The organism is Halovenus rubra (assembly GCF_026586665.1).
Lineage (GTDB): Archaea > Halobacteriota > Halobacteria > Halobacteriales > Haloarculaceae > Halovenus > Halovenus rubra.
In genome coordinates, this window is record NZ_JAODIY010000010.1 from 281554 (window position 1) to 307336 (window position 25783).

The following is a 25783-nucleotide window of genomic DNA, read 5'->3' on the forward strand; positions in this document are numbered from 1 at the left end:
ACCCCTTTACTGGCGCAAGCAAACGGCAAGTATGACCAAACGCCACGTCTCTCTCTCCGCGGAGATGGAAGAGAGTTTGCAGGAGTTTATCCACGAAGTGGACCGTCGGCTCGCGAGCGACGAGGACACCTGCGCTGTGGTCGAAGACGTTCTTGTTGATCTTCATGGGGACCGCGAGGCGTACGAGCAGTGGCAGTCGGGGGGCGACGTGTCGCCAGCAGAGCGGGTCCGGTTACAGAGTTATGACCCCTGTAACGCAACTCTCGAAAGCGAGTATTACGCCGAGCTCGAAGCCCAAGACACAGCGTTCCAGCGCTCGAAACATCTTCAGTGGCTCTGGCGACAGTTCGATGCGACGCCAATGGCCGACAACGTCGATTTTGCGCTCGAATTTCGGGCGATGCTCGCCGACCACCTCTTCGATGAGTGCGGTGACAACTGCCGCTTTTTCAAGGACATCTCGATGACTTACGGGCACAACATCTCCGTTGGAGACAACGTCGTGGTTCACGATGATGTACACCTCGACGATAGAGGCAAGTTGAGCATCGGTGACCGTGTCTCGATTGCTGACAGCGCTCACGTATACAGTCACGACCACGATGTCGTCGACCAGACGGACGTCAAAAACTACCACACAATTATTGAAGACGATGCTCGAGTCACCTTTGACTCGATGGTCAGAGCAGGTGTCCACATCGGGGAAAACGCTATCCTCGCAGCAGGCTCGATTGCCCAGCGGGACGTGCCAGACCACCATATTGCGGCCGGGTCACCCGCTGACTCTATCGCCGTCAAGCCCGGTTGGGAGTCGGTCGCCACGTCGATTGAGGATGCCAACATCGACCGCCGCGAACAGCGCCGTATCGAGTATGACCTGCCTGATGACCTGCACGTTTTCGACGAGTTCGAGCGCGACCTCTCGCCACCAGACAAGTAGTGTAGTTGTACACAGCGTGTCATGGGAACGTTCGCAACCTCTCTGGGGACATCAGAGAGCCCCAGTACAGGCCCTTCGCAGATGGCCCGATACGAGCCGAATTCATATTTACTGATGTGGTTGTAGCATCCGTTCTAGTTTTAGCGCGGTATTTCTCGACAGTTACAGTAATTTTACGGTATCATGGTTGTGTCCTGCGATTAGGCATGCGTCTCAGACTATCGTAACCGCTGGTACAGTAGTCGAGCTAACTCAGCGTCACTGAGATCGTCATTTGTGAGAGTACTGTCAACAGCGTACTCGACTGCTTCTGACATTGTCTCTAATTCGCGCTGAATCATGAGCTGAGTTAGTTTCTCGGCGGTCTCTTCGGGGATTGTGATCGTCTTGTACCCGTCTGGTGGCATGTCAACATCCACTTGATCGGCTACCGTAAAGTTACTGTAATTCGCTGTTGATCGATCTTTATCAAGAACATACTGAACAGAACCGCATGACAGCAGTCGAATCTAGTCACAGTATTACTCAGACGATTAAACTAGAACGAATGGTGGTTGTAGGTGTGATGTATGTTCTCCAAAATCAAATCCCGCCCAGGAGATTTCCAGGTATTACTTTTTTCGGTTCTCAGTGTGGTTTGTGGCGCACTTACCGTCCGGGCGGTAGTACGTGGACACGACGAGCTACAGGCTTTGCTTCTTGGGATGCTAACTGTATACGCCTTAAGCATCGCGTTGAACACCATCGTACAGATCTCTTACCTCAAACGCTATGCTGCTATCCCGCTTGGTGTAGTTGGCACTGTGGTGTACGTTGTTGGGGTGCCTACGGATCTCCCCATCTTGTTTATTATCTTCGGAATCGGTGCTGTCATTGATCTCATCTGGGATCCAACCGGCAACGTATACAACGATCAATCTGGTAGCAACTGACTACTTGAGATGTACGCTTACCGAGAAAGTATTCGCTAAATTTGGGGGAATAAATACCCTGAGAACAGTTTTATGACAGGCTCTAGTTGTATGTGAAGATTCGGTTAACGAGACGGCCAGCCACAGTTAAACAGCACTGAATATACAACTGTATTGTGACTTTTCCGAACAGCCAGGCGAAACACGTATTGCGGCATCATGTTAAATGAGAGCATGGGACAAGCAAAGAAGGGTAGCCTGAAAGTAACCGAGACAGAGCGCAGAAACGTTGAGGGAGCAGCGTTGACCGACCGTCTTGGAATCGATAGCGACGAGATTGCCTGGCGCAAGCAGTATACACAGTTCACTGATGAAGACGCAACTCGACTTGCTGAAATGGAAGATTTATTCGCAGAGATTGCGCCGGAGTTGGTCGATGAGTTCTACGACCATCTGCAGTCCCACAATGAGACAATCGCAATCATCGATAGCTCCTCGAAGCCAATCGAGACGCTCAAAGAGAATCAACGCGAATATTTGATGGAACTCGGGCAAGGAGAGTACGGCAAATCGTATTTCGACAGGCGTGCACGTATTGGAAAAATTCACGATATGCTAGATTTAGAGCCGAAAGTCTATTTCGGGGCATATAGTATTTATTATAACGGTATACTGACACGTCTCAGTGACAATATTAAATCCGACCTCGATAATGGAGCAACACGAGAAGCCGTCGACCAGCTCAAAGAGCATTTTCTGAGCCTGCAAAAGCTCATTAATATCGACCAGCAAGTGGCGATGGATACGTATATCGATTCCTACAATCAGCGCGTCGAAACGAAAGTCGAAGAACAAGAGCAGCTGATGCAACGGGTCGAAGACGAACTTGCATCGCCAATCGATGAGCTCTCCGATGCAGCCGAGGATGTCACCGAGAGCACGACTGTGATGAGCGGCTCGATAAACGAACAGACAGACCAGATGGACCAAGTGTCACGGCAAGTTGCGAACATGAGTGCGACAGTCGAAGAGATTGCCTCGACAGCAACGCAGGTTTCCGAAACCAGCGACCAAGCTGAAACACTGGCACAGGAAGGAAGCAACACAGCTGGCGACGCGCTTAGCGCGATGGAAGATATCGAGGGAGCCGTCGACGACGTTTCAACGGACGTAGCCGCATTGCAAGACCAAATCGATAACGTTACTCAGTTTACCACGATTATCAATGACATCGCCGAGCAGACGAACATGCTCGCGTTGAACGCCTCTATCGAGGCAGCGCGTGCGGGCGAAGCCGGAGATGGGTTTGGTGTCGTCGCAGACGAGATCAAGTCACTGGCAACTGAGACAAAACAGAATGCCGGAGAGATCGAACAGACGGTTGAACAAGCAAAAGCCGACACGGACGAGACGGCAGAAAGTCTCACCGAGGCGACCGAACAGGTTGAGCAAGGAATGGAGGAAGTCAAAAAGACAATGGAGAACCTCGACGAGATTCTTGCCGCCGTCCGCGAGACGGCAGAAGGGATACAAGAGGTCGCAGACGCAACCGACGACCAAGCAGCGACAACAGAAGAAGTTGCAAGCATGGTCGACTCGATGGTGACTGATCTCGACGAGATGGCTGACGAAATAGAGACAGTTGCCGCAGCGAGCGAAGAACAGACAGGACAGATTCACCAAATTGCACAGACAGCGTCACAGCTTACGTCAGACGAGCGGTCGAACTAACGATGTAGACGACTGTCAAAGGCAGTGTTGCCGGGCCAAAAGCGCGTCTACATTACTGACCTGAAGACGGGTTGTCTTGTGTCTCTAGCCGAGACTCGTATTTTGCCAGTGCCGTCTCAAGCGACTCACCTGCATCCATATCGACGCTCTCGGCGAGTGCAAGCAACGAAAACAGCGCATCTCCGAGTTCGTCCTCGTTGATATCGACAGCCTCTGGGCTAGTTCCGTATCCGGTGGACTCGTTTAGGTCCTTTGCAACCTCGCCCAGTTCGGAGACGACGTCAAGTAATCGAAACGCAGGCGGTGCAGAAAGGTCGTGTTGCTCGATAAAGTCGCCAACTTGCCGTTGTTCATCCATAGAAGGGCTGTGAGTGCCAGCTACTGGTCGGTTTCGATTCTACGTGAACTTAGTTTAATATAGCAGTATTTGATTTATTGCTGCCGCTGACGCAACCATTAGGGGCAGGGGCTTCAACAGTCGAGATATGGCACTACGACAACCACCCGTCGATCATGCGACGAAGACAACAGATTTTGGGGGCTGGGAGATGCCCGTCGAGTTCGACTCGATACGTAAAGAACACCGTGCGGTTCGTGAAGGTGTTGGCAAGTTCGATGTCTCGCATATGGGTGAGGTAACGGTATCAGGACCCGATGCAAAAGAACTCATGCAGCGACTCGTCACGAACGATGTTGCGTCTCTTGGCTCGGGTGGCGCACAGTACGGGGCAGTTACCGACAGCGAAGGGACAATCCTCGACGATACAGTGTTGTACAACCGGCCCGATGAGGACGGGTTCCTCTTTATTCCAAACGCGGGCCACGGCGCGCAGATGACTGAGCGTTGGGAAACCCACCGCAAGGAGTGGGACCTCGATGCGACAGTTACGAACCGAACTGAGGCATACGCGATGTTCGCCGTTCAAGGCCCAGACTCACCAGCCCTGCTGGGCGACAAGAGTAATATTGCTCTCGAACAGCTATCACCGTTTGAGGTTGCAGCCGGCACCGTCGGCGGGCAGGAAGCGTACATCGCTCGGACCGGCTACACCGGCGAAGCTGGCTTTGAGGTACTCTGTGAATGGGACGATGCACAACACGTCTGGGATACGCTTGACTGCCAGCCCTGTGGACTGGGCGCGCGGGACACCCTTCGGCTGGAACAGGGATTCTTGCTCTCTGGCGAAGATTTCGACCCCGATGATAACCCTCGCACCCCCTACGAAGCAGGCATTGGCTTTGCCGTCGACCTCGACACCGAGTTCGTCGGCCGCGACGAGCTCGTCGGTAAAACGAACCCTGACGAGACGTTTACCGGCATTGTTCTCGATGAACGTGGTGTTCCCCGCGCGGGATACGACATAACGACGACCGATGGCGAGAGCATCGGGACCGTAACAAGTGGGACGATGAGCCCGACGCTTGACCAGCCGATTGCGTTGGGGTACATACCTGCCGAATACGCAAGCGAGGAGCGTACGGTTCAGGTTCGCATCCGCGGCGAACCGAAGAAAGCACATACGAGGGACCCTCCTTTCCTTTCATGAGCTTCGAGATACCCGACGACTGCCAGTATTTAGAGTCCCACGAGTGGGCACGCACAGAAAATGACACTATTCGAATCGGCATCTCCGACTTCGCACAGGACGAGCTCGGAGATGTTGTTTTCGTCGAACTCCCCAATGAAGGTGACGCCGTTGAACAGGACTCGGAGTTCGGTGTCGTTGAGTCTATCAAAGCGGTATCAGACATCTATGCCCCTGTCTCCGGAACGGTGACGGCTATCAACGAGGAACTGTTCGACGTGCCGGAACTGCTTAACGAGGACCCATACGGCGATGGCTGGATGATCGAAGTTGAATTCGACGACGAGAACGAACTCGACGCTCTTCTGTCCCCTGACGCGTACCGCGAGCAAATCGAGTAACTACGGGCTTTTTATCGTATTTGTTGGACCCTCATGATAGCTGGCGCTATACACCACAATAAACCAAATACTGATATACAAAATCGCATTCGTCAGGTTCAGTTCACTACCAGTGTGAGCCATGTGTTGGATTGTACAGTAGTTTACAGGTTATCCACGAAACCGTGCTTTCTGCTGTCCCTACCCCATATTCAGCCGTTCTCGGCCCAGAACAGAGTCCGACCGAAGAGCCAGAGCAGTATCCGAGTGACAAATAACGAGTGGCTAAAGTGGTGACAAGTTATCCACCACTCTCGGTCTTACATACCGTACTCTTTGGTTGTCGACACGGCACTCTACACCGTCGGGTTGTGGGATACATGTTCGTCCGAGCGATTCGGCACTGTTGTCCCACACCAGTTTCAGCAAAGGGCTGTCGTTCGAGAATCGTACCCGAACCGCTTTGTGACGTTGTGACCAAGACGATATATGAATCGCAGAGCGTTTCTCGCTGGGACCGCGACGGCTGGCGCCGGTGCGCTTGCTGGCTGTCTCGATGCCTTCGACTCTGGCGGATCAGTCCCGGAACCAGTTGCGTTAACAGGCGGAAAGTTCGACGACGATCACGGTATGGAGATCGGTCCACATGGCGGTGCAAACGCACAGATTTTTTACAAAAGTGAGACCCCATCAGAGCGCGAGGAGGGACCGTTCTGGTTTCACACCCTCGTTTTCAGTGGGTTCCCATTCTATTTCGAGCACGATAATCGTGGCTGGGAGATGGACGTGTTCTACGTCACGGACTACTCGAACGTCGACTGGACGATACAAGAGCGCGACAGCGGCTCGGCGATGCCGTCGCCGATGGCCACCGAGACGTTTGGGGATGCAACCGAGATGACCTATGTTGGGGGAAGCGATGTGATGGGAGGCATGGGACCCGGACTACACCCGTTCTCCAAGGAGAGCGATGCCAAGGCGTTTGCCGACGACTACGGCGGAGAGACTGTCGTGTTCGACGATATTGACAGAGGGTTTGTCGAGAACCTACGCGAGAAATAGCCCAACACGGCGTTCGGGGTTCATACCAAATAGCGTAAATTCACTGACCTGCTACAGCAAACAGTGTCAGCGACAGGGTTTGGAGCGCTCTCGCGGAGTCGTCGTCTCCGGTACGTGTTCGTGCTGGTCGTATTGGTGCTTGTCGCGGGAGCAGTATCGATGTTCGTCGTCGATGCGGGTGGGACAGAGCCAGAGCCAGTCCCCTTTGACGAGACAACATCGCTTGGAATTGCTGCAGAAGAGCGTCTGGAGTTGCGCGAGCAAGGGCTGTCAGTGCCGCGGGTACAGGTGTTTTACTCACAGTACCAGTACGTTGTCGGCTATCGCGGCGTCGAGTCGGCCGTCGATATGCTCCAACAGCCAGCCCACGAGCAACAGTTTGGGTACCCGCTCGCGGTCTACGTCGAAGCCTTCGGCGGTGACGCAGTTGAGCAGACTGACAAAGGCTATCTGCGAGCCGAAAGCGACAGCGAATGGCACAGCGCAAGCGAAGTGTCTTTCGTGGTCGGTAGCGGCGCACGGACGCCAGCAGGCGAGACCGCCGTACCGTTCGCTTCGGAAGCGATGGCAGCAACATTCGTCGAGGAGTACGGCGGTGATATACGGACATGGGAACAGCTTCAGCAGTATGAGTTTGAGCTTGAAGGCGCGGCAGTCGTTCGTGACCGAGTGACTGACCAGCGCGCGTCCGCAGACGAACGCGTTACTGCTGCCCGTGAGCTGATGGGCCGCGAGCAGTCAGTTGTTGTTGGCGAAGATAGCCCAACAGTGCAAGCGGCGGTCGATGCTGCCCCAGACGGAACGACAGTACTGGTTCCCGAGGGGACCTACGCAGAGACTGTCGTGGTCAACAAATCAATTACTCTCAAGGGGACCGGAGCGACGATACGAGGTGACGGAAACGGAACGGTCATTACCGTCAAAAGCGACGACGTCGGCATTGTCGGTCTCGATATCGAGGGCGTTGGCAACCGGACACGAGCCCGAGAGGGTGAGGTCGGCGACGATTGGGACGCAGTCGTCGATACAGGATACGCCTATGGTGATGCCGCGATACTGGCTGCGAACGTTTCGGGAACGTACGTCGCGAACGTCTCAATCCAGACGCGAGCAAGTGGCGTCTTGTTCCGAGATGCAAGCCACAGCGTTGTGGAAAATAGTGCCGTCAAAGGCCCGACAAACTGGCGCGACGGATTCATGAGTGTGAACGCGATTCGCTCGCCAGTCGTTGTGCAAAACTCGACATTCGAGAGCAACCGCGACGGTATCTACCTCCACCGGTCTCACAACACAGTCATCCGTGAGAATACGTTCCGTCATAACCGATATGCTGTTCACCTCATGTATACGTCGGACTCACTAGTTGCAGATAATATCGTCAGGGAGCAGAGTAGTGGCGGAATCATTATCATGACGACACCGACACGGAACGCAGTCGTCGGCAACGATATACGGAACACCGGGACCGGAATCATCCCCGGCGGCTCACGGTCCTACATCGCCGACAACGTCGTTGCGTTCAACGACCTCGGCATGTCGACTGGTGCCACGCAGTCACTGTACGAACAGAACCTGATATATCACAATAACATCGGGATACGAAGCGCGGCTGTCCGCCCGTCGAACCGGGTCGTTCAGAACGACTTCGTCGCAAACAACGACCATGCTAAATCGGGTATCGGTCCGTTACGTATCTGGACGCACGACGGCACCGGCAACTACTGGGAGGGTGCAACGCGGTGGGGCAACGGCGAGCGGTCGTATTCACCAACAGACCCGACAGACGGCATGCTTCACCGGACAGATGGGACAGTCACGCTCGCCGAATCACCAGCAAAGCGGGCACTTGACATCGTTCAGGACACGACGCCCGGAATGAGGGATGGCGACATTGTCGACACTGCACCCCTCTCTGAGCCGGTCAACCCGGCACGTCTTGCCGAGATTGCGAATGATGGACCCGAAACGGAGGACGATGATGACTGAGGACAACCGCACAAACGGGACCGGTCCCGAGAGATCAACATCACCGGTTCTCGAAGCGAGCGACGTAACGCGCGAGTTCGGCGACGTCACCGTGTTACGGGACGTCTCTGTCGGTCTCGAACCAGGAACGCTGACAGCGCTGGTTGGTCCCAACGGCTCCGGAAAAACCACGTTGTTGCGCGTTCTCTGTGGGCTCCTTGCCCCCAGCTCGGGAGAGGTTAGCTATCACGGGCCAGAAGTCTCACGTAAAATTGGCTATGTGCAACAACAGCCGGCCTTCCGCCCGGAGTTCAGCGTTCAGGAGACAATCGAGTTCTACACGGCACTGGTCGATGCAGAACCTGAGGAACCGCTAGACCGCGTCGGGCTCACGGCGGCGGCCAGCCGACGCGTCGATTCGCTGTCCGGAGGAATGACACGCCTCCTCGGAGTCGCACAGGCCACTGTCGGCGACCCACCGGTGGTTGTGATGGATGAGCCAGCAACCGGTCTAGATCCGGGAATGCGCCGCCGGACGTTCGAGGTGGCACGCAGCCTCGCAAGCGACGGTGCGGCCGTCCTCGTCAGCTCCCACGATATGACGCTTGTCGAGGAGTATGCCGAGCATGTCCTTGTTCTCGACGGCGGGGAAGTCGTGGCAGCAGATTCGCCGGGAGCACTGTGTGCTGAGCAGGAAGCAGACTCGCTGTGGGACGGCTTTGAGGACATTGTCGAAGGGCCAGCCGACGAACTGGCAGTACTGGGGGTGAATCGATGACCCACGCACAGGCCATACAGGCCATCGTTGCCCGCGAACTGGCGACTGTGGTTCGGACGCGTTCGTACTGGGTGCTGTTGCTCGGAACGGCTGTTGCAATCTTCGGGCTGGCACTGGCTGGCGGCGGTCCAGAAGCGGGCTATCTCCCAACAGCCGTCGACCTCCGTCTCCCGATGGAGTTGCTCGTCCCTGCTCTGGCCGTTGCACTTGGGTACCCCACAATTGTCGCAGACGCACGACGAGGCGAGCTTGACGTGTTCGACACGTATCCACTTCCCTCGTGGGGGTACGTCTTCGGTGTCTATCTTGGGCGGGCACTCGCCATGGCTGCTTTCCTCGTCATCCCGCTGACAATACTTGCGGGCTACGTCGCGACGACCGCTGAAACTGATGCAGCCCTCATCGCCACCCATCAGGGGGCTGACTCGATAGCGCTGTTCGCTCGCTTTGCTGTGCTTACACTCTTGTTTGGGTTTGCCATTCTCGCAGTGGTACTGGCTGCCTCCGCGCTCGCGTGGTCGCGTCGGTCGGCGGTCGTTCTCGCGGTTCTCGTGTTTGGTGGCGTAGTACTCGGTCTGGACCTGTTCGTACTCCGTGGCTTTGGAGGGGAACTCGTCGGTACTGATTCCCTGACCGGGGCGCTCGCACTGTCACCGACAAGTGCCTACCGCGGGCTGTTGTTTGAGTCGGTGCTCTCGTCAGCAATTGAGACAGACCAGCAGTACGCCGCGCCGATTGCAAGCGTGGTCGGCCTACTCTGTTGGACCATCTTGTCACTGGGCGTGACGACTGTTGCAGTTACCCGACGGTAACAGACAGGCTGTTTTGTTTCTGTGTCGCGGTACCGAGACAGGGCGTTAATGTCAACAGGTCTTCGAGATTGCGACGAAAAAAGTCAGAACGGTCCGTATCAGTCGGCCAGCAAGTCGTCGGCGAGTCGGGAAAAGCGGTCAATGAGCCGGTCCGAAAACCGCGGTTTGACCTCACGGAGCAGTCGGTACGTTGTCGACGGGTCCGTCAGCACGACAACGAGTTGTTCCCCGTCACGGGCCGAAACGTGTTCTTTTGTTACAACGTTATACTCGATGAGGTTCGAGAGGTGCCACTCGATAGTGCTCCGAGCCGTTCCGAGACGGTCGGCGATGGCCGCCGGTGGAGCCTCGTCGTCTTCAAGCAAGAAAAGGACAACCTCACGAGTAGTCTCTCGGCGAAGCAGTGCAATTGCGCCACGCTCCCAGTCCGAATACGTCGGCGGGTAGTAGTGGGTCTGTCCGCAGATGTCTTCACTCTGGACCTGCTCTTGTCGGCGGAGTTTACGGAGGTGGTACTGGGCCTGGCCGGTCGCGATATCGAGTGTCCGACGAACCTCGTTAAAATGGATGCCTGGATTTCGGTGGATACATTCCCGAACCTGGCTCCGTGTGTTGCTCACTGATCGGTCACCTTGCTTGCTTTTACGGGAGGGTGTACTTAAACGGACAGCGATTTACCGCAATGTGAGATTGGTGACTCGCCTGTTTACTCCCAAGGGCTTGCGGTAGCTTTCGAGGGCCAGAGTGGGTACCAGTAGCCGCGGTCGTCCTCGACATCAAGTTCGCCGTCGAGTACGCTGGAGAGTTTGAGTTCGACCCGGTCTGTACGGGTGTTTGTCCCCGTTGGCGCAAACGGATAGTACGCTCCCCGACGAAAAGAGTATACCCAGTAGACACGCTGTCCAGGGTCACCAGCGCGCTCGGTTCCTTCGAAGGCAAAAAGTGCGGCGAGCAGGCGAGAGCCGTAGCGACCCTCAATGAGGGTATCTGCCCCGAAGTGGACATTCGTGACGAGGTCTTCAAAATCGTCTGCGGTGACGACAATCCACTGGGTCCCGTGGTCGTCCTCCTGGAAGTCAGCGACTGTGCCGTCTTCTTCGGTCGTCGCAAGTATCTCACGGACATCCTGAACAGTGTCCCGAAACCCAGTTGAGTCCACGTCGGAGAAACACAGCGCAGCCTCGCCGGTCGGCTCGTAACCAAGGTCGGCATCCATCGTCAGGTAGGCCGTGCTCATCCCGAACAAGTCTTCGGCGTCTGCCTCGCCGGTCGCCGCCGCTTCGGCCTGCACGCCCAGAAGCTGTTTCACTGTCTCGAACAATCCCATTCCTGTTGGTGTTTTGGTGGGCCACGTGTATCAAGGCGTCTATCTGACAGAACAGCGTTGACTACTCACGTAACTTGTAATACGTCGACCGGACAGTCACGGCAGCAACGTCAGCTACATCCGCGACGGCCGCCTGGGTGAGTTGATGTTCGAGTTCCTGTGTAGCGGTGTAGAGACAGCCAGCAGCGACGCCGCTAGGATTTCGTCCGTTGTCAATGCCATTCTCCCGCGCGATATCTGCCAGCTCGCGCGCCCGCCGCTCGACGGCCTGAGAGAGGTCGAGCTTGCTGGCAAAGCGAGCGAGGTACTCTCGGGGATGGATAGGTCCCGTCGGTAGCCCGAGTTCGCGGTTCATCGCCGCGTAGGCCGCGTCGAGTTCGTCTCGGGTGGCTTTGGCAGCCTGTGTTATTTCATCGCAGGTCCGTGAAAGAGAGCCAGCTCGGCAGGTGGCATACACCGTCGCGGCCGCGAATCCTTCTATCGAACGGCCCTGCAACAGGTCGGCGTCTTGTGCCGATTCAAACAGGACGCACGACTGGTCACGAACGTGCTCGGAAAGGTCGAGCGCACTTACGAGACGACGAATCTCGGTGAACGCATAGACACGGTTACGCTCTGCTTTGCTCCGAATCTGAGTGCGCTTGTGTTGGCGGCGCATCCGTGCGACGCGTCTGCGTTTACGACCTTTTATTCGGTTCGAGTAGCCGATCTCCGTCGACAGACCGCGGTCGTGGCGCGAACGTGTCAACGGCGCGCCGGTCCGCTCAGGATTTGTCTCGTCGTCACTAAACGAGCGCCACTCGGGACCCGGATCAATTGTGTGTTCCTCGACGACCAGTCCGCAATCTTGACACACTGTTTCACAGTCGTCACTTCGCAAGCACCCCCCGCATTCATGACAAACAGGCGTTGTCGTTGACATCTTCACTCACAACTTGTCCCGGATTGGGCTTTTAAATGAAGGCAGATTCGGGCGTGCTCGGTGGTCCGATAGCAATTTTACCTACCGGTTACCGGTAGGTAATTTACAGACATCCGCGAATCAGTCAGCCAATCAGTGACACAGTGTGTGCTTTTTTATACGAAGCGGACCCACCCTGAGAATATGGGGCTGGCGGACATCGCCGAGGGTATCGAGGTCACGGAGACACAGGATGACACAGGTGTCGCGACTATTGACGACACCAATGTCAGCTTGTCAGAGCGTCTGGAGCCGTTTGCCACAGAACTTCCTTGCTCGGTCACAGACGCGGCGACGGTGTTAGAACGATACACAGCGTGTGGCTCGGTCGGCAACGCAGGGCAGGCTGCAGGGCTTCCACCAATGACTGCCGCCAAAACGTTGTACCTGTTAGGCGAGTCTGTTTCGCCGGCGACACCCCTCCAACGAGAAATGCTCGCCGACTGGCGGGAAGGCAATCTCTCTCAGCGGGAAGTACTAGAGTTGACTGGGCTGAACAAGACAGAGTTCGCGCTCGCGGCGTACATAGAGACCCACGAGCCACTGGAAGGTGCCTGTGTGGCCGTCGAGGGAATCCTCGCTGGACAGTCCCTCGGGAACGACGAACCGCTCGCGGCCGCTGTAGATGACACGTTACAGTCTGAGTCGGGTAGTATCGGCTCTTCCCAACTGTAGCGCGCGCAACTCCGAACGGAAACTCTCTTTCGGACACACGCCCTAGGAGGTGCAAATGAGAATCGAGCTTCGGGTCTGTAAACACTGTTTCGAGGGAGAACACGAAAACGAGCACAAGACAGAGGTAACACGCGACCTCGTTGCCTGTGCGCGGGTTATTCGCGACCACATCGAGCAGACGGATTTTGAGGACGTACATATCCGAATGGTCTCAGAGGATACAGGCGACGACGGGCGGCCAGCCGCGCTTCCGGCTGTCGCCGCAACTATTCAGGGAGACCAAGTCGCTGTCTCCGACACCCAACTCATCACCATGGGTGAGAGTGGCTACATGATGGTCTACCCGAATCCACAGGATGCACTGAAGGTCCTCGCGGGTAACATCGACGAACTGAGCCGCGTACGTGACGAGAACGTCCTGCCTGACCTCTCACCCGAGAGCGCAGACATTATCTTCGGAGAGACAGGCGGAGACGACGGGGAAGCAGACATGTACCAGCAGTAAGTCAACAATAAGCGCGACAGAGCGCGGCTACCGCTGTGTCCGGTCAAACGTAAGAGTCACCACATTTCCGGAGCCATCGTCCAGTCGGTCGAACGAAACCAGTCCACCAATAGGTTCGACAATCCAACAGACCAGCCAAAGACCCAGCCCGTCGTTGTGCTGTAATGGCTGCTCAGTTCCTTGGGTCATCGTCGTCACTATCTGTTCGGGAATGGGCTCACACTCGTCTTCGATATCGACGTGTATCGTGTCCGCCTCAGTCCGAATTCGGACCGTCACTGTCCCCGTTCCAGACGGATGGTGAATGACACCGTTCTCGATGAGTTCCGTGAGTGCGACGTGGTACGACGGTGGTGCGACAGCAAGTGCGCTGTTTGGCAAGTCCGTCTCGACGCTCGCATTCGGGTGTGAGATGGTGAACTGCCGGCAGACTGTCTGTGTCTCGTCGACAAGTTCCTGGGCACACTCGTCATCGGGAGGAATATCCAGGTGTTGCTGTGCTTTCCGGGCCTTGTTGCTGAGGTTAATGATGTTTTCGCCGCTCTCGGCAATTTTTTTCGCGGAAGTGCGGTATCCTGTATCCTCAACGTTCTGGAGTGACTCGGCACGCGAAATGATGACGTTCATCTGATTACGAATATTGTGTCTGAGTGCGCGATTTAGAATTTTGAGGCGCTGTTCTTTCTGTTGGCCACCTCGAACGTCCGTTGCCGAGCCAACGATTACCTCCTCTGGGGCAGAGAGTATCGAGCAGTCCCACGTTACTTCGACGACAGTCTTATTTTTCGTGCGGAGTCGACTACTCCACGACTCCGTTTCGGTTGTCTCGTCGTTCCGGAGAATCTGAAGCCTGCGCTCCCAGTCATCTCTGGCATCTCTGTGGACGAGCGATGCCAGCGGACGGTTTAACAGCTCGTCGCTATCATACCCTGATAGGTCAGCAAACTCGTCGTTGACGAACACGATAGTATCCGAGCAATCAAGCGCAAACAGCGGGTCCGACGACTCCTCGGCGAGTGCTTCGTACATCGCTGTCTGTTCTCGTTTTTCGTCCGGTTTTGGAACCATACGTTCATCTCACCACGACAGTATCCGTAGCATGCTGGACACTGACTATTCGAGTGATAGGAATTATCAGATACATATACTTATAACCTCTGTCGTGTTTTGGGGAGATCAGACAGCTCCCAGATATAAGACGGCTTTGCCAGTTACTCACCGGTGAACTCTGGCTCTTGATCGCTGAAAAACGAAGCAAACCCACGTTCGTAATCCTTACTCCGAGTCGCCTGGCCGATAGTATCTGTTTCAGCGGCCAGCTGTGACTCGATGCTGTGGTCGAAGCTCTCAGTAACGAGCCGTGAAGCTTCACCGAGTGCGGTTGTCGGGCCCTCGGCGATTTGGGTTGCCAGTTCATCGAGACGTTCCTCGAAACGCTCGCTGGGAACGGCCTCAGTAGCGAGACCGAGGTCAACCGCTCGCTCGGCGGAGATGGGTTCATCAAGTAGGACGATTTCCTTGGCGGCACGCAGTCCGACTAGCCGTGGGAGGAAAAACGTCGAGCCGGCGTCACCCGTCAGCCCGATGCGAGGGTAGGCAAATTCAAGACGTGCATCCTCGCTGACCACAAGCAGGTCCGGCAAGAGTGCGAGACCAAAGCTCGCGCCCGCAGCGATGCCGTCGATACCACCTACCACTGGTGTCGGGGATTGGTGGAACTGGATGATTGCCTCGTGCAATCGGCCCGCGAGTCGGCGAATGTCCTGTTCATCGCTTGCATCACCATCCAGTGCTGTGAGGTCGGCACCAGTTCCGTAGAACTGCCCGGAGTGAGAGAGGACGATACAACGGACATCGGGGTCATTTCCGAGTGTCGTTGCCGCCTCGACAAGTTCGTTCGCACCGTCAATATCGAGTGCATTGCGCTGTTCCGGGTTGTCGAACCGAATCGTTGCGATACCCTCTGCTTGCTCAATCGTCAACAGGTTGCTCATACAACTGCATCATCTGCGCGATAGCTCTTAATTACTCTGGGAGGTCGTGGAGGAAGGTCTGGAACTCTGCAGTCCTGCCATCGGGGTCTTGGGCAAAGAACTGGTAAATCTCGTATGTCTCGTTTTCGTGTGGTTTCTCAGTTGCGGCGTCGCCGACAGCCTCGTACATCTTATCGACGCCGCTCTTGTCGTCATAAACGAATGTGAGAATGCCACAGTTCTCGGTTGTCTCTCGTTGGCAGAAGCCAAATCGAAATCCATCGTGGTCGAGAATTGTACACTCAGGCTGTTCAAGCCAGATATCTGCTCCGACAGTGTCTGTATAGAACTCGACGACTGCCTCACGTTGCTCTGTGCTGAAAAAGACAATTCCGGACATCACCCCCAGCTACGAAAGGAGTCCATTTAGAAGACGGGGTTTGACACAGTTCTGGGCAAAAAAGTTTAATACGCTAACAAAATAGTCAAACCGTGAACAGACGGGGAATCAAAGAGGTACTCGATACGATTGGTGACGAGCACGCCCGACAGATACTCGCGGCAATCAGCAGGAAACCACGCGCGGCCAAAGAACTCGCCGAGGAGTGTGATTTGTCGCTACCGACAGTGTACCGCCGTATTGAGGACCTCAAAGAACAGGACCTCATCACTGAGCGGACCCAGATCGCTGACGACGGCAACGAATATAACGTGTACCAGTCTAACTTCGAGAGCACCGTTATTTCACTCGAAGACGACGAGTATCAGGTCCGTGTCTACAGAGACGATGACCTCTCATCTCGTTTCAGCCAGCTTTGGGACGAACTCTGTGCCGAGTGAGAGTGCTCAGTAGCTATGTTTATACCAACAGTTGGTCTATACCCGGTGACGGATGGTTGACATCGAGTTATTGGCACGAGGGGGACTGACACTGTTGCGGGTGTTTGTCTTTGGTCTCACACTTGGAATCACACTTATTAGCTTCCAAGCATATCAAAAACAGCAAACAGAACGACTTCAATACGCCTTTTTTGGCTTTGCGTTTATCAGCATGGGCGTCGCAGTAAGCACTGTCATTACGCGGTTTGGGTCCGACGCAGATACTCTGGTGTTGCTCTTTTTCGAAGCCGCCGAAACGATTCCGTTTATTGTCGGATTCAGCATGCTCTATCTTTCTCTGTACCGGTAAGAAACGTCACTGGTCGCTTTCTCGGTGTGAGGACCGCTTCAAAAGCCAGCTTGCTCCTTGTATTTCGTTCTATTTATGAGTCTGGGTCGTTATTAATTGTGCAATGACTGACTCGACGCACGCGACACGTCTGTTTGGTGGCCCGGGAAGCGGGAAGACAACCGCACTGCTCGACCGGGTCGAAACTCTCCTCGAATCTGAAGACGATGTCGAGGTTCGAGATGTGCTTGTTGTCTCCTATACACGTGCAGCCGCCGCCGAAATACGAGAGCGACTGGCTGAACGGCTTGATACAACGCCACGGTCACTTCGTGGGAACGTCTGTACGATGCACGCGAAAGCATACGACCTGCTGAACCTCTCTAGTGGCGATGTCGTTGGCGAGTCTGATAAAGAGGATTTCTGTGATGATTTCGGCATCGAGTACGAGGACGAATACGAGGGCTCACGCCGTCGTTCGGCTCGCTCGACGACACTCGGGAATAAGGTTATCGCGACAAGCCAATGGCTCCAGCGGACCAACCGAGAGGTTGGCGACTGGTACGATGTGCCGTTTAAGTGGGACGAAGAGGAGGTCCGCCTGCCGCCGGAAATTGACGACAATGCTCAGACCGGGAACAAGTACACGCCGACATGGCCAAGCGACGATGACCGACTCGATATCCCCGAAGCAATCCGTGCCTGGCGGTCCTGGAAGGGCAACCACGACCTTATCGGCTTCGCTGATATGCTCAAACGGGTCAAACAGCGCTCACAACTTCCGAGCGTCGACTACCTTGTCATCGACGAATTTCAGGACATTACCACGCTCCAGTACGGCGTCTTCGAGGAGTGGCGACAACACATGGAGCGTGTCCTCATCGCAGGTGACGACGACCAAGTCGTGTACGCTTGGCAGGGCGCAGACCCAGACCTCCTGCTTGACGAAGAGGTCGACGACGACGTTATTCTCCCAAACTCCTATCGACTTCCGTCGGAAATCCTGCATGCGGTCAATCAGGAGGTTAGCCACATCGACAAACGCAAAGAGAAAGACCTCGAACCTCGCAAGGAGGGCGGTGCGGTAGAGGCTGTGCGTAACCGGTCGATGCTCGACCTCTCACGGGAAGCTGTTCGGACGGTCGAGGAGACCGATGAGACAGTGATGATACTGTTCCGTGCTCGCTACCAGATGTTCCAGTTTATCGATGAGTTCATCGACGAAGGCATCCCGTTCAAATGTCTGACCGACCAGCGAATGTGGACCGACCGGCTCTGTCAGTACGTCTCGGCTATCGAGGGACTCGCCGAGGACGACCCCATCAACGGGCTAGAAGCCCGTCGGCTGGCAGATATGCTCGCCGACTCGGCGTTCGGGACGGGCGAACGTGATGACCTCTTCGACGACCTCGACGCCCGCGAGGAGGAGGCCGACGTGGACGATATCGTCAATATCAACGTCGAACCGGAGCTTATTCGCGAGCACGCACCGTTCGCGCCGGACCCACCGGCGGCTTCAGATATGCTCCGAAAGGTGACCCAGTTCCAGGAACGCAGCGTGAGCGCGTATTTCGACAGCCACTACGAGGGTATGGACCACGACCGCGTTCGCCTCGGCACAATTCACTCTGCAAAGGGTCGTGAGGCCGACCACGTCTTCGTCGGCACAGATCTGACCGAAAAGGTCGTCGAACAGATGGCCGCAACCGCCGAGCAGGAAGATAAACCCATCCCCGGTGACGTGGAGTTCACCAAACATACCAGTCCTGTCCCGACATTGACCGACAATGAGCGCCGTGTTTTCTACGTCGGGATGTCTCGTGCTCGTGAACGGCTTGTCCTGATGGAAGGACTCGTCGACGGTGCACCGACTCTCCCGATTGATGTCCTGCTGTACGACGAGCCACGTGAAGACCAGACTCTTGAAGAAGTGCTAGAAGATGTGACTGAGCCAAACGTTCCTGTCGCACAGCAGTAACCCCAGAAGATTCATTTCACCGGGTTCTGAATCGTTGATACATGCAACGACCACTCTTTTCGCGGTCTGACTGGAACCGGCGCTGGCTCTACGATAGCGCCCTTGCGCTTGGAACGATAAACGCGCTTCTCATCGGGAGTGGTGTCGACGATGGACTCTCTGGGGCTGGCATCTCCCCGGAGCTGAGCTTTGCTATAGCCCTCCTCTCGATGGTCCTCTGTGTCGTGGGTGCTGTGGCGCTGTTTCGAATTCCCGATAGTTGGATGCCAGCACGCCTCCCAGTGCTTAGAGCGACGCGAAGCCAGTTTCGACTGTTCAAGATACCTGCAGCAGTCGTGGTCCCGTGGTTCGGGGCGGTTGCTCTCGTGACACCAGTCCGAAATCTGTTCTCGCTACCAGTTGCTGTCGGCGTCGTGTTGGTTGTGGGGAACCTCACGGCGGTATTCTCGTGTTATCTCCTCGTGAGCAGACAACAGCGTCGACATCCGTCTGATGACTCCCAGTCTGTGTGAATCGCGCCCTGCGTGGTGGATAGACGGCGATTTCACTGACAGCGACACGCTGTTTATGATAAAAAGAGAGGCTGTGCGGGGTGCTGTGGCTGAAGAGGTTCGGAACAATAAAAAATCGAACGGCAGCGTTATTTGCGCGAGTTGTTGCTGGTAAGGCTCGGACGGTTACGCTCGGTTCCTTTGCCCTTCTGGCTGAGGCCGCGGTTTTGCGTACCTGCACTCGTGAGGCCACGGAACGCGCGGTTCTTGTGCGTATCGTCACAGATCCAGTTCAGGTCGTCGTCGTTCTCGATAGCGGGGTGTTCGGGGTCAACGAGAACCACTTCGAACCATTTCTGACTCCCATCTTCACCGACCCAGTAGGAGTTGAGCACACGCAGGTTCGGGAACTTCCGACTACAGCGTTCTTCGCCCATGCGCTGGATGTTTTTCCGTCGGGTGAGCTTATTAACACCCTGACGGACGCTCCGCCGTCCGGCCTTGTGTCGCTGCTTGCGAGCACCGCCTTTGCGGACGCTCACGCGGGCGAGGATGATACCCTGTTTTGCTTTGTATCCAAGAGAGCGAGCACGGTCGAGGCGGGTTGGTCGCTCAATACGTTCGATAGCGCCTTGGTCGCGCCACTCCTGTTGTCGTTCCCACTGAAGCTGTGCAACTTTGCCGTCGCCCGGGTTCTTCCATGCGTCCCGGATGTGTGAGTAGACACTTCGTGCCATTGTAGTCACCACGGGCGTTGCGTGGTTCAAACCTCGCGAGCGCCCCCTCGTCGAGGGTCTCGTGGTTCACATCCCGACCTGTGCCAAACAGGTGCCCACTGGTGCCCGTCGTCCAGTTAGCTACTCGTTTCTTTCTGGTTTGAGGACAAAAGGGCTTCGAAGCCGGGCTGTCAGCGCGTGGATTCCACAATGCAGAGACGGTTAGTTCCGGTCAAAAGTGGCATCGCTGGCAGGTTTACTCAGATAGACGGCCGATAATACGAGCGCTGCAATCGCGAAATCAAGTGTGTGCTCGATAACATGGTGATAAATCATCGGCACCCTGCCCGAGACGGTTCCGACCCCGACAAATGACCGCACGAGCAACGCACCGACAGCGACCGTAATGAGCGTGTAGCGAGGCGACCGGCGACGCAGACAGGTGACAGCGCTGGCGATAAACAAGAGTCCGGTACCGAGGCCCGCGAGCAGAATGATACCAAGCAACAGGAGCGACCCCTCGACGCCCGGCCACTCACTGCTCGAACTGAGTACTACTGTGAGAGTGGCGTCCATCATTAGTGAGTACGATACTTGTCGTTAAGAAAGTCCGGCTCTTGGGCCGTTCCCACTCTCAGAGAGCCAGTGAAACGCTCACAAATCCTAATTGATGAGTTACCGTGGGTGAAGCCGTTATATTAGGTCGTCGACGACAGTTGCGAACGCGACGTTTTCTTTGACCTGCTCGATTTCGATAGTTGGCTGGTCGCCGGGACGGGCACCGGGAACAATAACCACGTAGCCACGTTCAACCTTGGCGATACCATCGCCCTGATCACCAACAGATTCGATGGTGACTTCACGTCGCTCTCCCTCGTCAACCGGCGGTTCAGGTGGTCCAAGCTCACCGTCTTCAGGCTCAGGCTGGCTGTCAGCGGAATCAGATGTTACCTCCGCAGCATGTGGGAGAACAGCGACGCGGTATGTCTTGCCGGGCTGGGCCGCGTCGTTTTCTATCTCTGATTTGGGGACCTCAAGAACATAGCTGTCGTCACGCTCTTCGACGGTCGCAGTGAACAAACTCCGCAGGGAATCCGGAATTTCTACCATGTGATATGCGACATAATGAGGGACACCACATTAATTCCCGGGGTTTTTCACGAGTTGGTTTGGGGTACTGTCGCGCCGAACGAAACAAAAGAGCGTGTGTGCTGCTAGTGTGCAAGTTGGAACGGCTGTGTACCTCTGTGCGGTCCCTGCAGTTGTCGACGCTGTCTTGCTCCAAGCAGATTGTGTGCCGTTGCCGATAGCATTGAGGAGACGCTCGACATTACGCTCACAGGTGAAGATATTATCCCGGACCGTCCCGCGCCCGATGAGTACGCCGAAGTCGAACTCAGTGACGAACAGGTGGGAGTCACCATCGAGGCTGGCGGCGACGGACTCCACGAGACCGACCTTACTATCGAGGACCACACGCCGACAAGCGATCCGGATTATCTGATGAGTTCAGTCGTACGGTTCACTAACACGACTGCCTTCGACGAGGCGGCTGTGACCCTCTCACTCCCAAAGGAAACCGCTTCCTTCAAAACCCAGACAACCGCTGGCAATGGGACGGCAGGAAACATCACGACACAGACACAGACCCAGCAGGAGCCCCCGTACGTGATTTACCGCTGGGACCCGCGCACAGTCGAAGGTTGGGAGCCCCTCGACACCGACATCAACATGGACGAGGGCACCGCCACGGCAGAGCTAGACGGACCGGGCTATCTCGCCGTCCTCGACAAACCAGCGTGGAACGATGCGTTGACGGCGACGATTACGCTCGAAGATCGGCACTTCGCTGACAACCAGACGGCTGCAACGTGGGATTGGGAGGATAACAACTTCGAGACGGGATGGTACAACCCTAATTCCGGGAAATGGGTTATCAATGATGGTGTGGCTCGCTGGGAAGGGTCATTCGATAAGAAGCGATATCGTACTGATGAGATCAGCCAGCCTGTTGACGACCGGATTCGCCTCTCATTCGAGGGGAAAATTGACGGCAAATGGGCCAGCTATATCGACGTTACGCTGAGAAACGCGGCTGGCGAGCAACTACTTAGTGCCGGAATTGGCCATGACAACTACAACGGGTACGGTCCACTCGTCGAGTTCTCCGCAGCAACACTCGACCAGCGGAACCTGGTTACAGACGCCCACCTTTCGGCTGGGGAATGGGTCCAGACTGATATCTGGTACAACCCCCAAGCGGGAACCTGCCGAATTGTCGCGAGCGGCCCCACAACAAATATCGACGCGAACATTTCACCGTCAGCGTGCGAAGGTTCGATATCCGATGAGCGAATCGAATCTCTTGCAGTAAGTGGCTGGTCCCATAGTGGCGGCGACCAGGTTCGTAACGTACAGCTCAGTGTCTCCGAGGACGGGGGCGAAGTCCCGCCCAGCGAGCGGACACTCCGAGACACGAACGGTGACGGGATCCCCGACGCCGTCGCCGAGGCGAACCCACCGATTGAGGAGTTACTCATCCGTACTTCCGGCGAGCCAACCAACGTCCCTAGAATCAACATCGATCCAGTGGCGATTGATACCAGCGGGGACGGCATCCCCGACGCCGACACCATTGATGTCGACTACCAGGTCTACGAAGAAGACGGTGAGCTGAAGCTCGACACGAAGGTCACTAACGCCAAACATCACCCTGCCCGCGTCGACACGAACGGTGATAGTCTCACTGACCGCCAGGAGGTCGACGGCTGGGAAATCTCCGTGATTGATAGTCCGGTCAAAGCTCAGGAGATGATGGCCGCGATCGATGACCCTGACGTTGATGCTGACCCCGCCACGTTCTTCTCGAAACGCCCGACTCGGGCGAACCCGTTCGCTTACGATACTGACGGAGATGGTCTCGAAGATACAGCCGAGTTCGAACACGGGACTGATCCTATTCTCGGCGCAACGGTTGCTGATGGCGTCTCGGACACTGTAGCTATCGACAACCCACGCTATGACCCGACGGTTTTCAAAACTGCCCCGCCGGAAGTCACACTCTTGGACCACTGGAGTGGTTGGAAAGGTTGGATAGACCCCGAGTATGAGATGGGCTACCAGTATTTCGTGCTGGACCCACTCGGATTCTCCGAGGTCGAACTCTGGCATAACAACAAGCGAGTCGTCCATGAAGAGTTTGACTTTGACTGGGCGCATGGCGCCAATCTTACCAGCGAGTTCAAACTCAGACTTGCCGAGCGCGTTCTCGACCGGACTCGTGGGTTCGAGACTCGCATCGTTGTCGAGGATCTGGTCGGCAACAGACTCGAACGGCCACTGTATCAAGGAAACGACTTCGCTACGGACCTATCCGAGAAACACGACGTATTGAGTACAACCAATGCGGGTGTCCTCTCCGGATTCACCGACGGTGCGGCGGAACTCCCGGGCTTCGCGCTGTTGATGCTCCGCAACGGTGACGAAGTCATCAAGGAATTCCAGACGTTCCTCGACGAGCTGGACCGGGATTTGGTCGCCGATATGGTGAAGTCGTACCCGGACACTATTCACGCCCAGCAAGACCAATCAAACCCTAACGACCCACACGAGTCTCCCGAAGAGAATGCCAAAGCGTGCGGTGAAAACGGCTGGGACAGCAGCGAGTACTGCCAGTTCGCCTTTGGCTGGTATTCAGGCTACGGCGCGTTCGCAGTACTGGATATCGCCGTCGGCTCGAAAGGACTCGGGCGCATCTCTGATGTGGACGACCTCTCGACGACGCTGGGCCGGGCGACGGACAACCTCGACGACGTGCGCCACCGCCTCGCTGGCGGCCGCGTCGGCCAGACTAGCAAAGTCAACTACCGCCTGCTCACCGACGGTGGTCGTGACTTTGGCGACCTCGACGTTCGACTCCCTACCGCTGGCAAGAACGCGAAAGCCATCACGCAGTTCGCTCAGATCAGACATCTCGACGAACTGACGCCCGACGAGCAGACGGCACTGCTCGGGCAGTTGGCCGACGCCGCAGACTCGCGTGCGACGCGACAGTTCATCAACGATCTCGACGACGTTGACGACGTACGCTTCCTGCTTGACGAGGACGTGCCAACGCTCAATCGGCTGGCTCGCTGGTACACGAATCCGGACGCGCATCCGCACATTGACCCTGACCTCGCTGCGGACGACCTCGTTCATGTCGCCCGGAACGGTGATGTCTCTGAAACGCAACTTGTGGTGAAAGGCCCAGAGGGCAATACCAGATGGCTTCAGGAGGGTCAATACGCACCTGACTCGCCGAATACGGTGAGCAGTGGATGGGAGTATCTTGAACAGAGACATATTCAGGGAGACCAAATCTACGAAAAAAGTGCAACAGACTTTTGGCCAGTTGGCCAGACAGTAAAATCCAAGTCATTACCAAGGAGAATGACAAGCCAAGATATTCGAGATGCTATCTATACGGCAGTAAAAAATACCGAAACCGATAGCCAGGATGCGTTCAACTATGCCGACTTCAGTACTGAGTTTGTTGAAGAAACTGGTGTGTCAAGTATTAGAGTTATAATTCGAAACGGTAAAGTGAGAACAGCCTGGCCTAAGGATGGAGACAGTGTCTGGAAGTACGTTAGTGAAGGAGACGTTGGCTGGGTGGAACCATAACTCTATGACTGAACAGATACACGAGAGGGTCATCTTCGAGGCAACTCATCCCGAGGAAATGAAAGATTGGCTTCAGAACGGGAACATGCCGTCAACGGATATCCGAATATTCCCAGAAAAAGCCGCTGACTCGGTAGATAGACCCCACTCCGAAGATAGCCTATTCGGGTACACGCTTGCTGAGTTATCACAAGGGATTGCAAAGCTACTGAATGATGAACAAGTGTGCGTTGAACTGGATCGGACGTATCTCCGGTTGATTCCAGAACCCGAGAAGCACGCTATCTATGTATATTTCGACATTATGGATGTTCCCGAACAAAAGGTACAGCCAACGAAAGACCTGTATCATCGAGACAGATTCATCTCGGAGCTATACGAATTTTGTAGCGGCTGGTATACCAAAGCGTCTGAACTGAATCCAGATTTGGAAGAGAACGAATGGTTTCAAGAAATCGGAGAAGCGCTTGCAGAGGCTGAAGAGGCTCTTGAGAGAAACGGATTTGAGCTTTGATTGGACTCTACTCAACAGTATCGTCTTACTCAGAGCCCCCTGTGAAATCGGATTTTCTCAATTAACGGCTGAAGAGCGGGCATTTCCAAACGATGTCAATTAGTGGGACTGATGAATACGTGGTCAGTTGTTCAATTACAACAAACACCCTGGTCTGACCGATCCTCACTGATTGTCCCTGCACACTAACAACGAGGCACTCAACGCTATATAACAGAATGACGTGTTAATGGTTGGGAAAAGATTGCTCCACTTGATGAGTTCCTAGAAAATATACAATTCCCGAAATAGACATCGATAATGCGAATCGGGTTCTAGAGATAAGAACAGGCGACCCAGCGACAAACCTCGATCAGATAGAGAATACGATTCGGCAAGTTCTCGGAGACCGAAAAAATACTGAAGTAGACGAAATTCATATTGTTACAAACGATGGCAGCGAGAGAACAACCTCAGTTAAATCATGAATGAGACAAAATCCCCTCACGTTCCCATCTCCACTGACAGCGGTGTCACGTGGGAATTTATAATCCCCTCTTCGGCTAAATGGCTCTCTGAACAAACAAACGAAATGGTTGATCTTTCCACAAGTTTGTTCGAGGGGCCGTGTTTAATCACCTGAAGGGAGTGGAATCTCCTGTTCTGCGGCCTTCCTGATGTTGTATACTGCACACATCAGCGCAAGTTCACGGAATTCTCGATACC

General features: G+C 55.4%; 28 protein-coding genes. 17 read left to right on the forward strand and 11 right to left on the reverse strand.

Features of this window, described 5'->3' with window-relative positions:
* The first annotated feature begins 31 nt into the window (after positions 1-31).
* Complete coding sequence (locus N5098_RS10695; RefSeq protein ID WP_267637855.1) at positions 32-940, forward strand: acyltransferase; 909 nt, start codon at positions 32-34, stop codon at positions 938-940.
* Between the two features lie 218 nt (positions 941-1158).
* Here the strand turns inward: N5098_RS10695 and N5098_RS10700 are convergent, their stop codons facing one another.
* On the reverse strand, positions 1159-1347 hold the full coding sequence (locus tag N5098_RS10700; RefSeq protein ID WP_267637856.1) for a hypothetical protein: 189 nt from the start codon (positions 1345-1347) through the stop codon (positions 1159-1161).
* 162 nt (positions 1348-1509) lie between these two features.
* On the opposite strand from N5098_RS10700, the gene N5098_RS10705 reads away from it, so the two are divergent.
* Positions 1510-1872: a hypothetical protein gene (locus N5098_RS10705; RefSeq protein ID WP_267637857.1), complete on the forward strand. Its 363-nt coding sequence runs from the start codon at positions 1510-1512 to the stop codon at positions 1870-1872.
* Between the two features lie 213 nt (positions 1873-2085).
* Entirely contained in the window at positions 2086-3582 is a 1497-nt protein-coding gene (locus N5098_RS10710) for a globin-coupled sensor protein (RefSeq protein WP_267637858.1), read from the forward strand.
* A gap of 52 nt (positions 3583-3634) precedes the next feature.
* On the opposite strand, the gene N5098_RS10715 is transcribed toward N5098_RS10710, so the two are convergent.
* Positions 3635-3940, reverse strand: coding sequence for a MazG nucleotide pyrophosphohydrolase domain-containing protein (locus tag N5098_RS10715; RefSeq protein ID WP_267637859.1), 306 nt, complete (start codon positions 3938-3940; stop codon positions 3635-3637).
* 127 nt (positions 3941-4067) lie between these two features.
* Here N5098_RS10715 and gcvT point away from each other — a divergent pair, with 127 nt between their 5' ends.
* The 6 genes from gcvT (at position 4068) to N5098_RS10745 (ending at position 10105) form a co-directional block, all read left to right on the forward strand.
* Positions 4068-5129, forward strand: coding sequence for a glycine cleavage system aminomethyltransferase GcvT (gene gcvT, locus N5098_RS10720; RefSeq protein ID WP_267637860.1), 1062 nt, complete (start codon positions 4068-4070; stop codon positions 5127-5129).
* On the forward strand, positions 5126-5509 hold the full coding sequence (gcvH, locus tag N5098_RS10725; RefSeq protein WP_267637861.1) for a glycine cleavage system protein GcvH: 384 nt from the start codon (positions 5126-5128) through the stop codon (positions 5507-5509). The genes gcvT and gcvH overlap by 4 nt, the downstream gene beginning before the upstream one ends.
* Before the next feature lie 468 nt (positions 5510-5977).
* Positions 5978-6550 (forward strand): nitrous oxide reductase accessory protein NosL, encoded by a 573-nt coding sequence (locus N5098_RS10730; protein ID WP_267637862.1) that lies wholly within the window; start codon positions 5978-5980, stop codon positions 6548-6550.
* Positions 6551-6613: 63 nt separating this feature from the next.
* Positions 6614-8536 (forward strand): NosD domain-containing protein, encoded by a 1923-nt coding sequence (locus N5098_RS10735; RefSeq protein WP_267637863.1) that lies wholly within the window; start codon positions 6614-6616, stop codon positions 8534-8536.
* Positions 8529-9293, forward strand: coding sequence for an ABC transporter ATP-binding protein (locus N5098_RS10740; RefSeq protein WP_267637864.1), 765 nt, complete (start codon positions 8529-8531; stop codon positions 9291-9293). The genes N5098_RS10735 and N5098_RS10740 overlap by 8 nt, the downstream gene beginning before the upstream one ends.
* Positions 9290-10105, forward strand: coding sequence for an ABC transporter permease (locus N5098_RS10745; RefSeq protein WP_267637865.1), 816 nt, complete (start codon positions 9290-9292; stop codon positions 10103-10105). Before N5098_RS10740 ends, N5098_RS10745 begins: the two co-directional genes overlap by 4 nt.
* Positions 10106-10203: 98 nt before the next feature.
* On the opposite strand, the gene N5098_RS10750 is transcribed toward N5098_RS10745, so the two are convergent.
* The 3 genes from N5098_RS10750 to N5098_RS10760 form a co-directional block, all read right to left on the reverse strand.
* Complete coding sequence (locus tag N5098_RS10750) at positions 10204-10725, reverse strand: winged helix-turn-helix transcriptional regulator (RefSeq protein ID WP_267637866.1); 522 nt, start codon at positions 10723-10725, stop codon at positions 10204-10206.
* Between the two features lie 86 nt (positions 10726-10811).
* Positions 10812-11432, reverse strand: a complete 621-nt coding sequence (pspAB, locus tag N5098_RS10755) for a PspA-associated protein PspAB (RefSeq protein WP_267637867.1) — start codon at positions 11430-11432, stop codon at positions 10812-10814.
* Between the two features lie 61 nt (positions 11433-11493).
* Complete coding sequence (locus N5098_RS10760) at positions 11494-12354, reverse strand: transcription initiation factor IIB (RefSeq protein ID WP_267637868.1); 861 nt, start codon at positions 12352-12354, stop codon at positions 11494-11496.
* 183 nt (positions 12355-12537) lie between these two features.
* Here N5098_RS10760 and N5098_RS10765 point away from each other — a divergent pair, with 183 nt between their 5' ends.
* Both N5098_RS10765 and N5098_RS10770 read left to right on the forward strand, forming a co-directional pair.
* A complete protein-coding gene (locus N5098_RS10765; RefSeq protein ID WP_267637869.1) occupies positions 12538-13068 on the forward strand; it encodes a DUF7858 family protein in 531 nt (176 codons plus the stop codon).
* 55 nt (positions 13069-13123) lie between these two features.
* On the forward strand, positions 13124-13573 hold the full coding sequence (locus tag N5098_RS10770) for a hypothetical protein (RefSeq protein ID WP_267637870.1): 450 nt from the start codon (positions 13124-13126) through the stop codon (positions 13571-13573).
* Positions 13574-13600: 27 nt separating this feature from the next.
* On the opposite strand, the gene N5098_RS10775 is transcribed toward N5098_RS10770, so the two are convergent.
* The 3 genes from N5098_RS10775 to N5098_RS10785 all read right to left on the reverse strand — a co-directional run bounded on the left by N5098_RS10775 (position 13601) and on the right by N5098_RS10785 (position 15946).
* Positions 13601-14641, reverse strand: a complete 1041-nt coding sequence (locus N5098_RS10775; protein ID WP_267637871.1) for a sensor histidine kinase — start codon at positions 14639-14641, stop codon at positions 13601-13603.
* A 143-nt stretch (positions 14642-14784) separates the two neighbouring features.
* The gene (locus N5098_RS10780; protein WP_267637872.1) at positions 14785-15567 is read right to left on the reverse strand and encodes an enoyl-CoA hydratase/isomerase family protein; all 783 of its coding nucleotides are present in this window, start codon (positions 15565-15567) and stop codon (positions 14785-14787) included.
* A gap of 31 nt (positions 15568-15598) precedes the next feature.
* Positions 15599-15946 (reverse strand): VOC family protein, encoded by a 348-nt coding sequence (locus tag N5098_RS10785; RefSeq protein ID WP_267637873.1) that lies wholly within the window; start codon positions 15944-15946, stop codon positions 15599-15601.
* Between the two features lie 92 nt (positions 15947-16038).
* On the opposite strand from N5098_RS10785, the gene N5098_RS10790 reads away from it, so the two are divergent.
* The 4 genes from N5098_RS10790 to N5098_RS10805 all read left to right on the forward strand — a co-directional run bounded on the left by N5098_RS10790 (position 16039) and on the right by N5098_RS10805 (position 19204).
* Complete coding sequence (locus N5098_RS10790; RefSeq protein ID WP_267637874.1) at positions 16039-16386, forward strand: ArsR/SmtB family transcription factor; 348 nt, start codon at positions 16039-16041, stop codon at positions 16384-16386.
* A 52-nt stretch (positions 16387-16438) separates the two neighbouring features.
* The gene (locus tag N5098_RS10795) at positions 16439-16735 is read left to right on the forward strand and encodes a DUF7521 family protein (RefSeq protein WP_267637875.1); all 297 of its coding nucleotides are present in this window, start codon (positions 16439-16441) and stop codon (positions 16733-16735) included.
* Positions 16736-16838: 103 nt separating this feature from the next.
* Complete coding sequence (locus N5098_RS10800; protein ID WP_267637876.1) at positions 16839-18692, forward strand: UvrD-helicase domain-containing protein; 1854 nt, start codon at positions 16839-16841, stop codon at positions 18690-18692.
* A gap of 41 nt (positions 18693-18733) precedes the next feature.
* Positions 18734-19204, forward strand: coding sequence for a hypothetical protein (locus N5098_RS10805; protein WP_267637877.1), 471 nt, complete (start codon positions 18734-18736; stop codon positions 19202-19204).
* Between the two features lie 128 nt (positions 19205-19332).
* Here N5098_RS10805 and N5098_RS10810 read toward each other — a convergent pair whose 3' ends face one another.
* The 3 genes from N5098_RS10810 to N5098_RS10820 all read right to left on the reverse strand — a co-directional run bounded on the left by N5098_RS10810 (position 19333) and on the right by N5098_RS10820 (position 21009).
* Positions 19333-19920 (reverse strand): 50S ribosomal protein L15e, encoded by a 588-nt coding sequence (locus N5098_RS10810; protein ID WP_267637878.1) that lies wholly within the window; start codon positions 19918-19920, stop codon positions 19333-19335.
* 201 nt (positions 19921-20121) lie between these two features.
* Positions 20122-20478: a DUF7471 family protein gene (locus tag N5098_RS10815; protein ID WP_267637879.1), complete on the reverse strand. Its 357-nt coding sequence runs from the start codon at positions 20476-20478 to the stop codon at positions 20122-20124.
* 114 nt (positions 20479-20592) lie between these two features.
* Positions 20593-21009: a TRAM domain-containing protein gene (locus N5098_RS10820; RefSeq protein WP_267637880.1), complete on the reverse strand. Its 417-nt coding sequence runs from the start codon at positions 21007-21009 to the stop codon at positions 20593-20595.
* 180 nt (positions 21010-21189) lie between these two features.
* Here N5098_RS10820 and N5098_RS10825 point away from each other — a divergent pair, with 180 nt between their 5' ends.
* Together N5098_RS10825 and N5098_RS10830 are read left to right on the forward strand one after the other, a co-directional pair.
* Positions 21190-24564 (forward strand): hypothetical protein, encoded by a 3375-nt coding sequence (locus N5098_RS10825; RefSeq protein WP_267637881.1) that lies wholly within the window; start codon positions 21190-21192, stop codon positions 24562-24564.
* Between the two features lie 4 nt (positions 24565-24568).
* Positions 24569-25078, forward strand: a complete 510-nt coding sequence (locus tag N5098_RS10830; protein WP_267637882.1) for a hypothetical protein — start codon at positions 24569-24571, stop codon at positions 25076-25078.
* The last annotated feature ends 705 nt before the right edge of the window (positions 25079-25783 follow it).

Coding starts and splice junctions, on each gene's coding strand:
- N5098_RS10695 (WP_267637855.1), top strand. CDS start 32: ATGACCAAACGCCACGTCTCTCTCTCCGCGGAGATGGAAGAGAGTTTG.
- N5098_RS10700 (WP_267637856.1), bottom strand. CDS start 1,347: ATGCCACCAGACGGGTACAAGACGATCACAATCCCCGAAGAGACCGCC.
- N5098_RS10705 (WP_267637857.1), top strand. CDS start 1,510: ATGTTCTCCAAAATCAAATCCCGCCCAGGAGATTTCCAGGTATTACTT.
- N5098_RS10710 (WP_267637858.1), top strand. CDS start 2,086: ATGGGACAAGCAAAGAAGGGTAGCCTGAAAGTAACCGAGACAGAGCGC.
- N5098_RS10715 (WP_267637859.1), bottom strand. CDS start 3,940: ATGGATGAACAACGGCAAGTTGGCGACTTTATCGAGCAACACGACCTT.
- gcvT (WP_267637860.1), top strand. CDS start 4,068: ATGGCACTACGACAACCACCCGTCGATCATGCGACGAAGACAACAGAT.
- gcvH (WP_267637861.1), top strand. CDS start 5,126: ATGAGCTTCGAGATACCCGACGACTGCCAGTATTTAGAGTCCCACGAG.
- N5098_RS10730 (WP_267637862.1), top strand. CDS start 5,978: ATGAATCGCAGAGCGTTTCTCGCTGGGACCGCGACGGCTGGCGCCGGT.
- N5098_RS10740 (WP_267637864.1), top strand. CDS start 8,529: ATGACTGAGGACAACCGCACAAACGGGACCGGTCCCGAGAGATCAACA.
- N5098_RS10745 (WP_267637865.1), top strand. CDS start 9,290: ATGACCCACGCACAGGCCATACAGGCCATCGTTGCCCGCGAACTGGCG.
- pspAB (WP_267637867.1), bottom strand. CDS start 11,432: ATGGGATTGTTCGAGACAGTGAAACAGCTTCTGGGCGTGCAGGCCGAA.
- N5098_RS10760 (WP_267637868.1), bottom strand. CDS start 12,354: ATGTCAACGACAACGCCTGTTTGTCATGAATGCGGGGGGTGCTTGCGA.
- N5098_RS10765 (WP_267637869.1), top strand. CDS start 12,538: ATGGGGCTGGCGGACATCGCCGAGGGTATCGAGGTCACGGAGACACAG.
- N5098_RS10770 (WP_267637870.1), top strand. CDS start 13,124: ATGAGAATCGAGCTTCGGGTCTGTAAACACTGTTTCGAGGGAGAACAC.
- N5098_RS10775 (WP_267637871.1), bottom strand. CDS start 14,641: ATGGTTCCAAAACCGGACGAAAAACGAGAACAGACAGCGATGTACGAA.
- N5098_RS10780 (WP_267637872.1), bottom strand. CDS start 15,567: ATGAGCAACCTGTTGACGATTGAGCAAGCAGAGGGTATCGCAACGATT.
- N5098_RS10785 (WP_267637873.1), bottom strand. CDS start 15,946: ATGTCCGGAATTGTCTTTTTCAGCACAGAGCAACGTGAGGCAGTCGTC.
- N5098_RS10795 (WP_267637875.1), top strand. CDS start 16,439: ATGGTTGACATCGAGTTATTGGCACGAGGGGGACTGACACTGTTGCGG.
- N5098_RS10800 (WP_267637876.1), top strand. CDS start 16,839: ATGACTGACTCGACGCACGCGACACGTCTGTTTGGTGGCCCGGGAAGC.
- N5098_RS10805 (WP_267637877.1), top strand. CDS start 18,734: ATGCAACGACCACTCTTTTCGCGGTCTGACTGGAACCGGCGCTGGCTC.
- N5098_RS10810 (WP_267637878.1), bottom strand. CDS start 19,920: ATGGCACGAAGTGTCTACTCACACATCCGGGACGCATGGAAGAACCCG.
- N5098_RS10815 (WP_267637879.1), bottom strand. CDS start 20,478: ATGATGGACGCCACTCTCACAGTAGTACTCAGTTCGAGCAGTGAGTGG.
- N5098_RS10820 (WP_267637880.1), bottom strand. CDS start 21,009: ATGGTAGAAATTCCGGATTCCCTGCGGAGTTTGTTCACTGCGACCGTC.
- N5098_RS10830 (WP_267637882.1), top strand. CDS start 24,569: ATGACTGAACAGATACACGAGAGGGTCATCTTCGAGGCAACTCATCCC.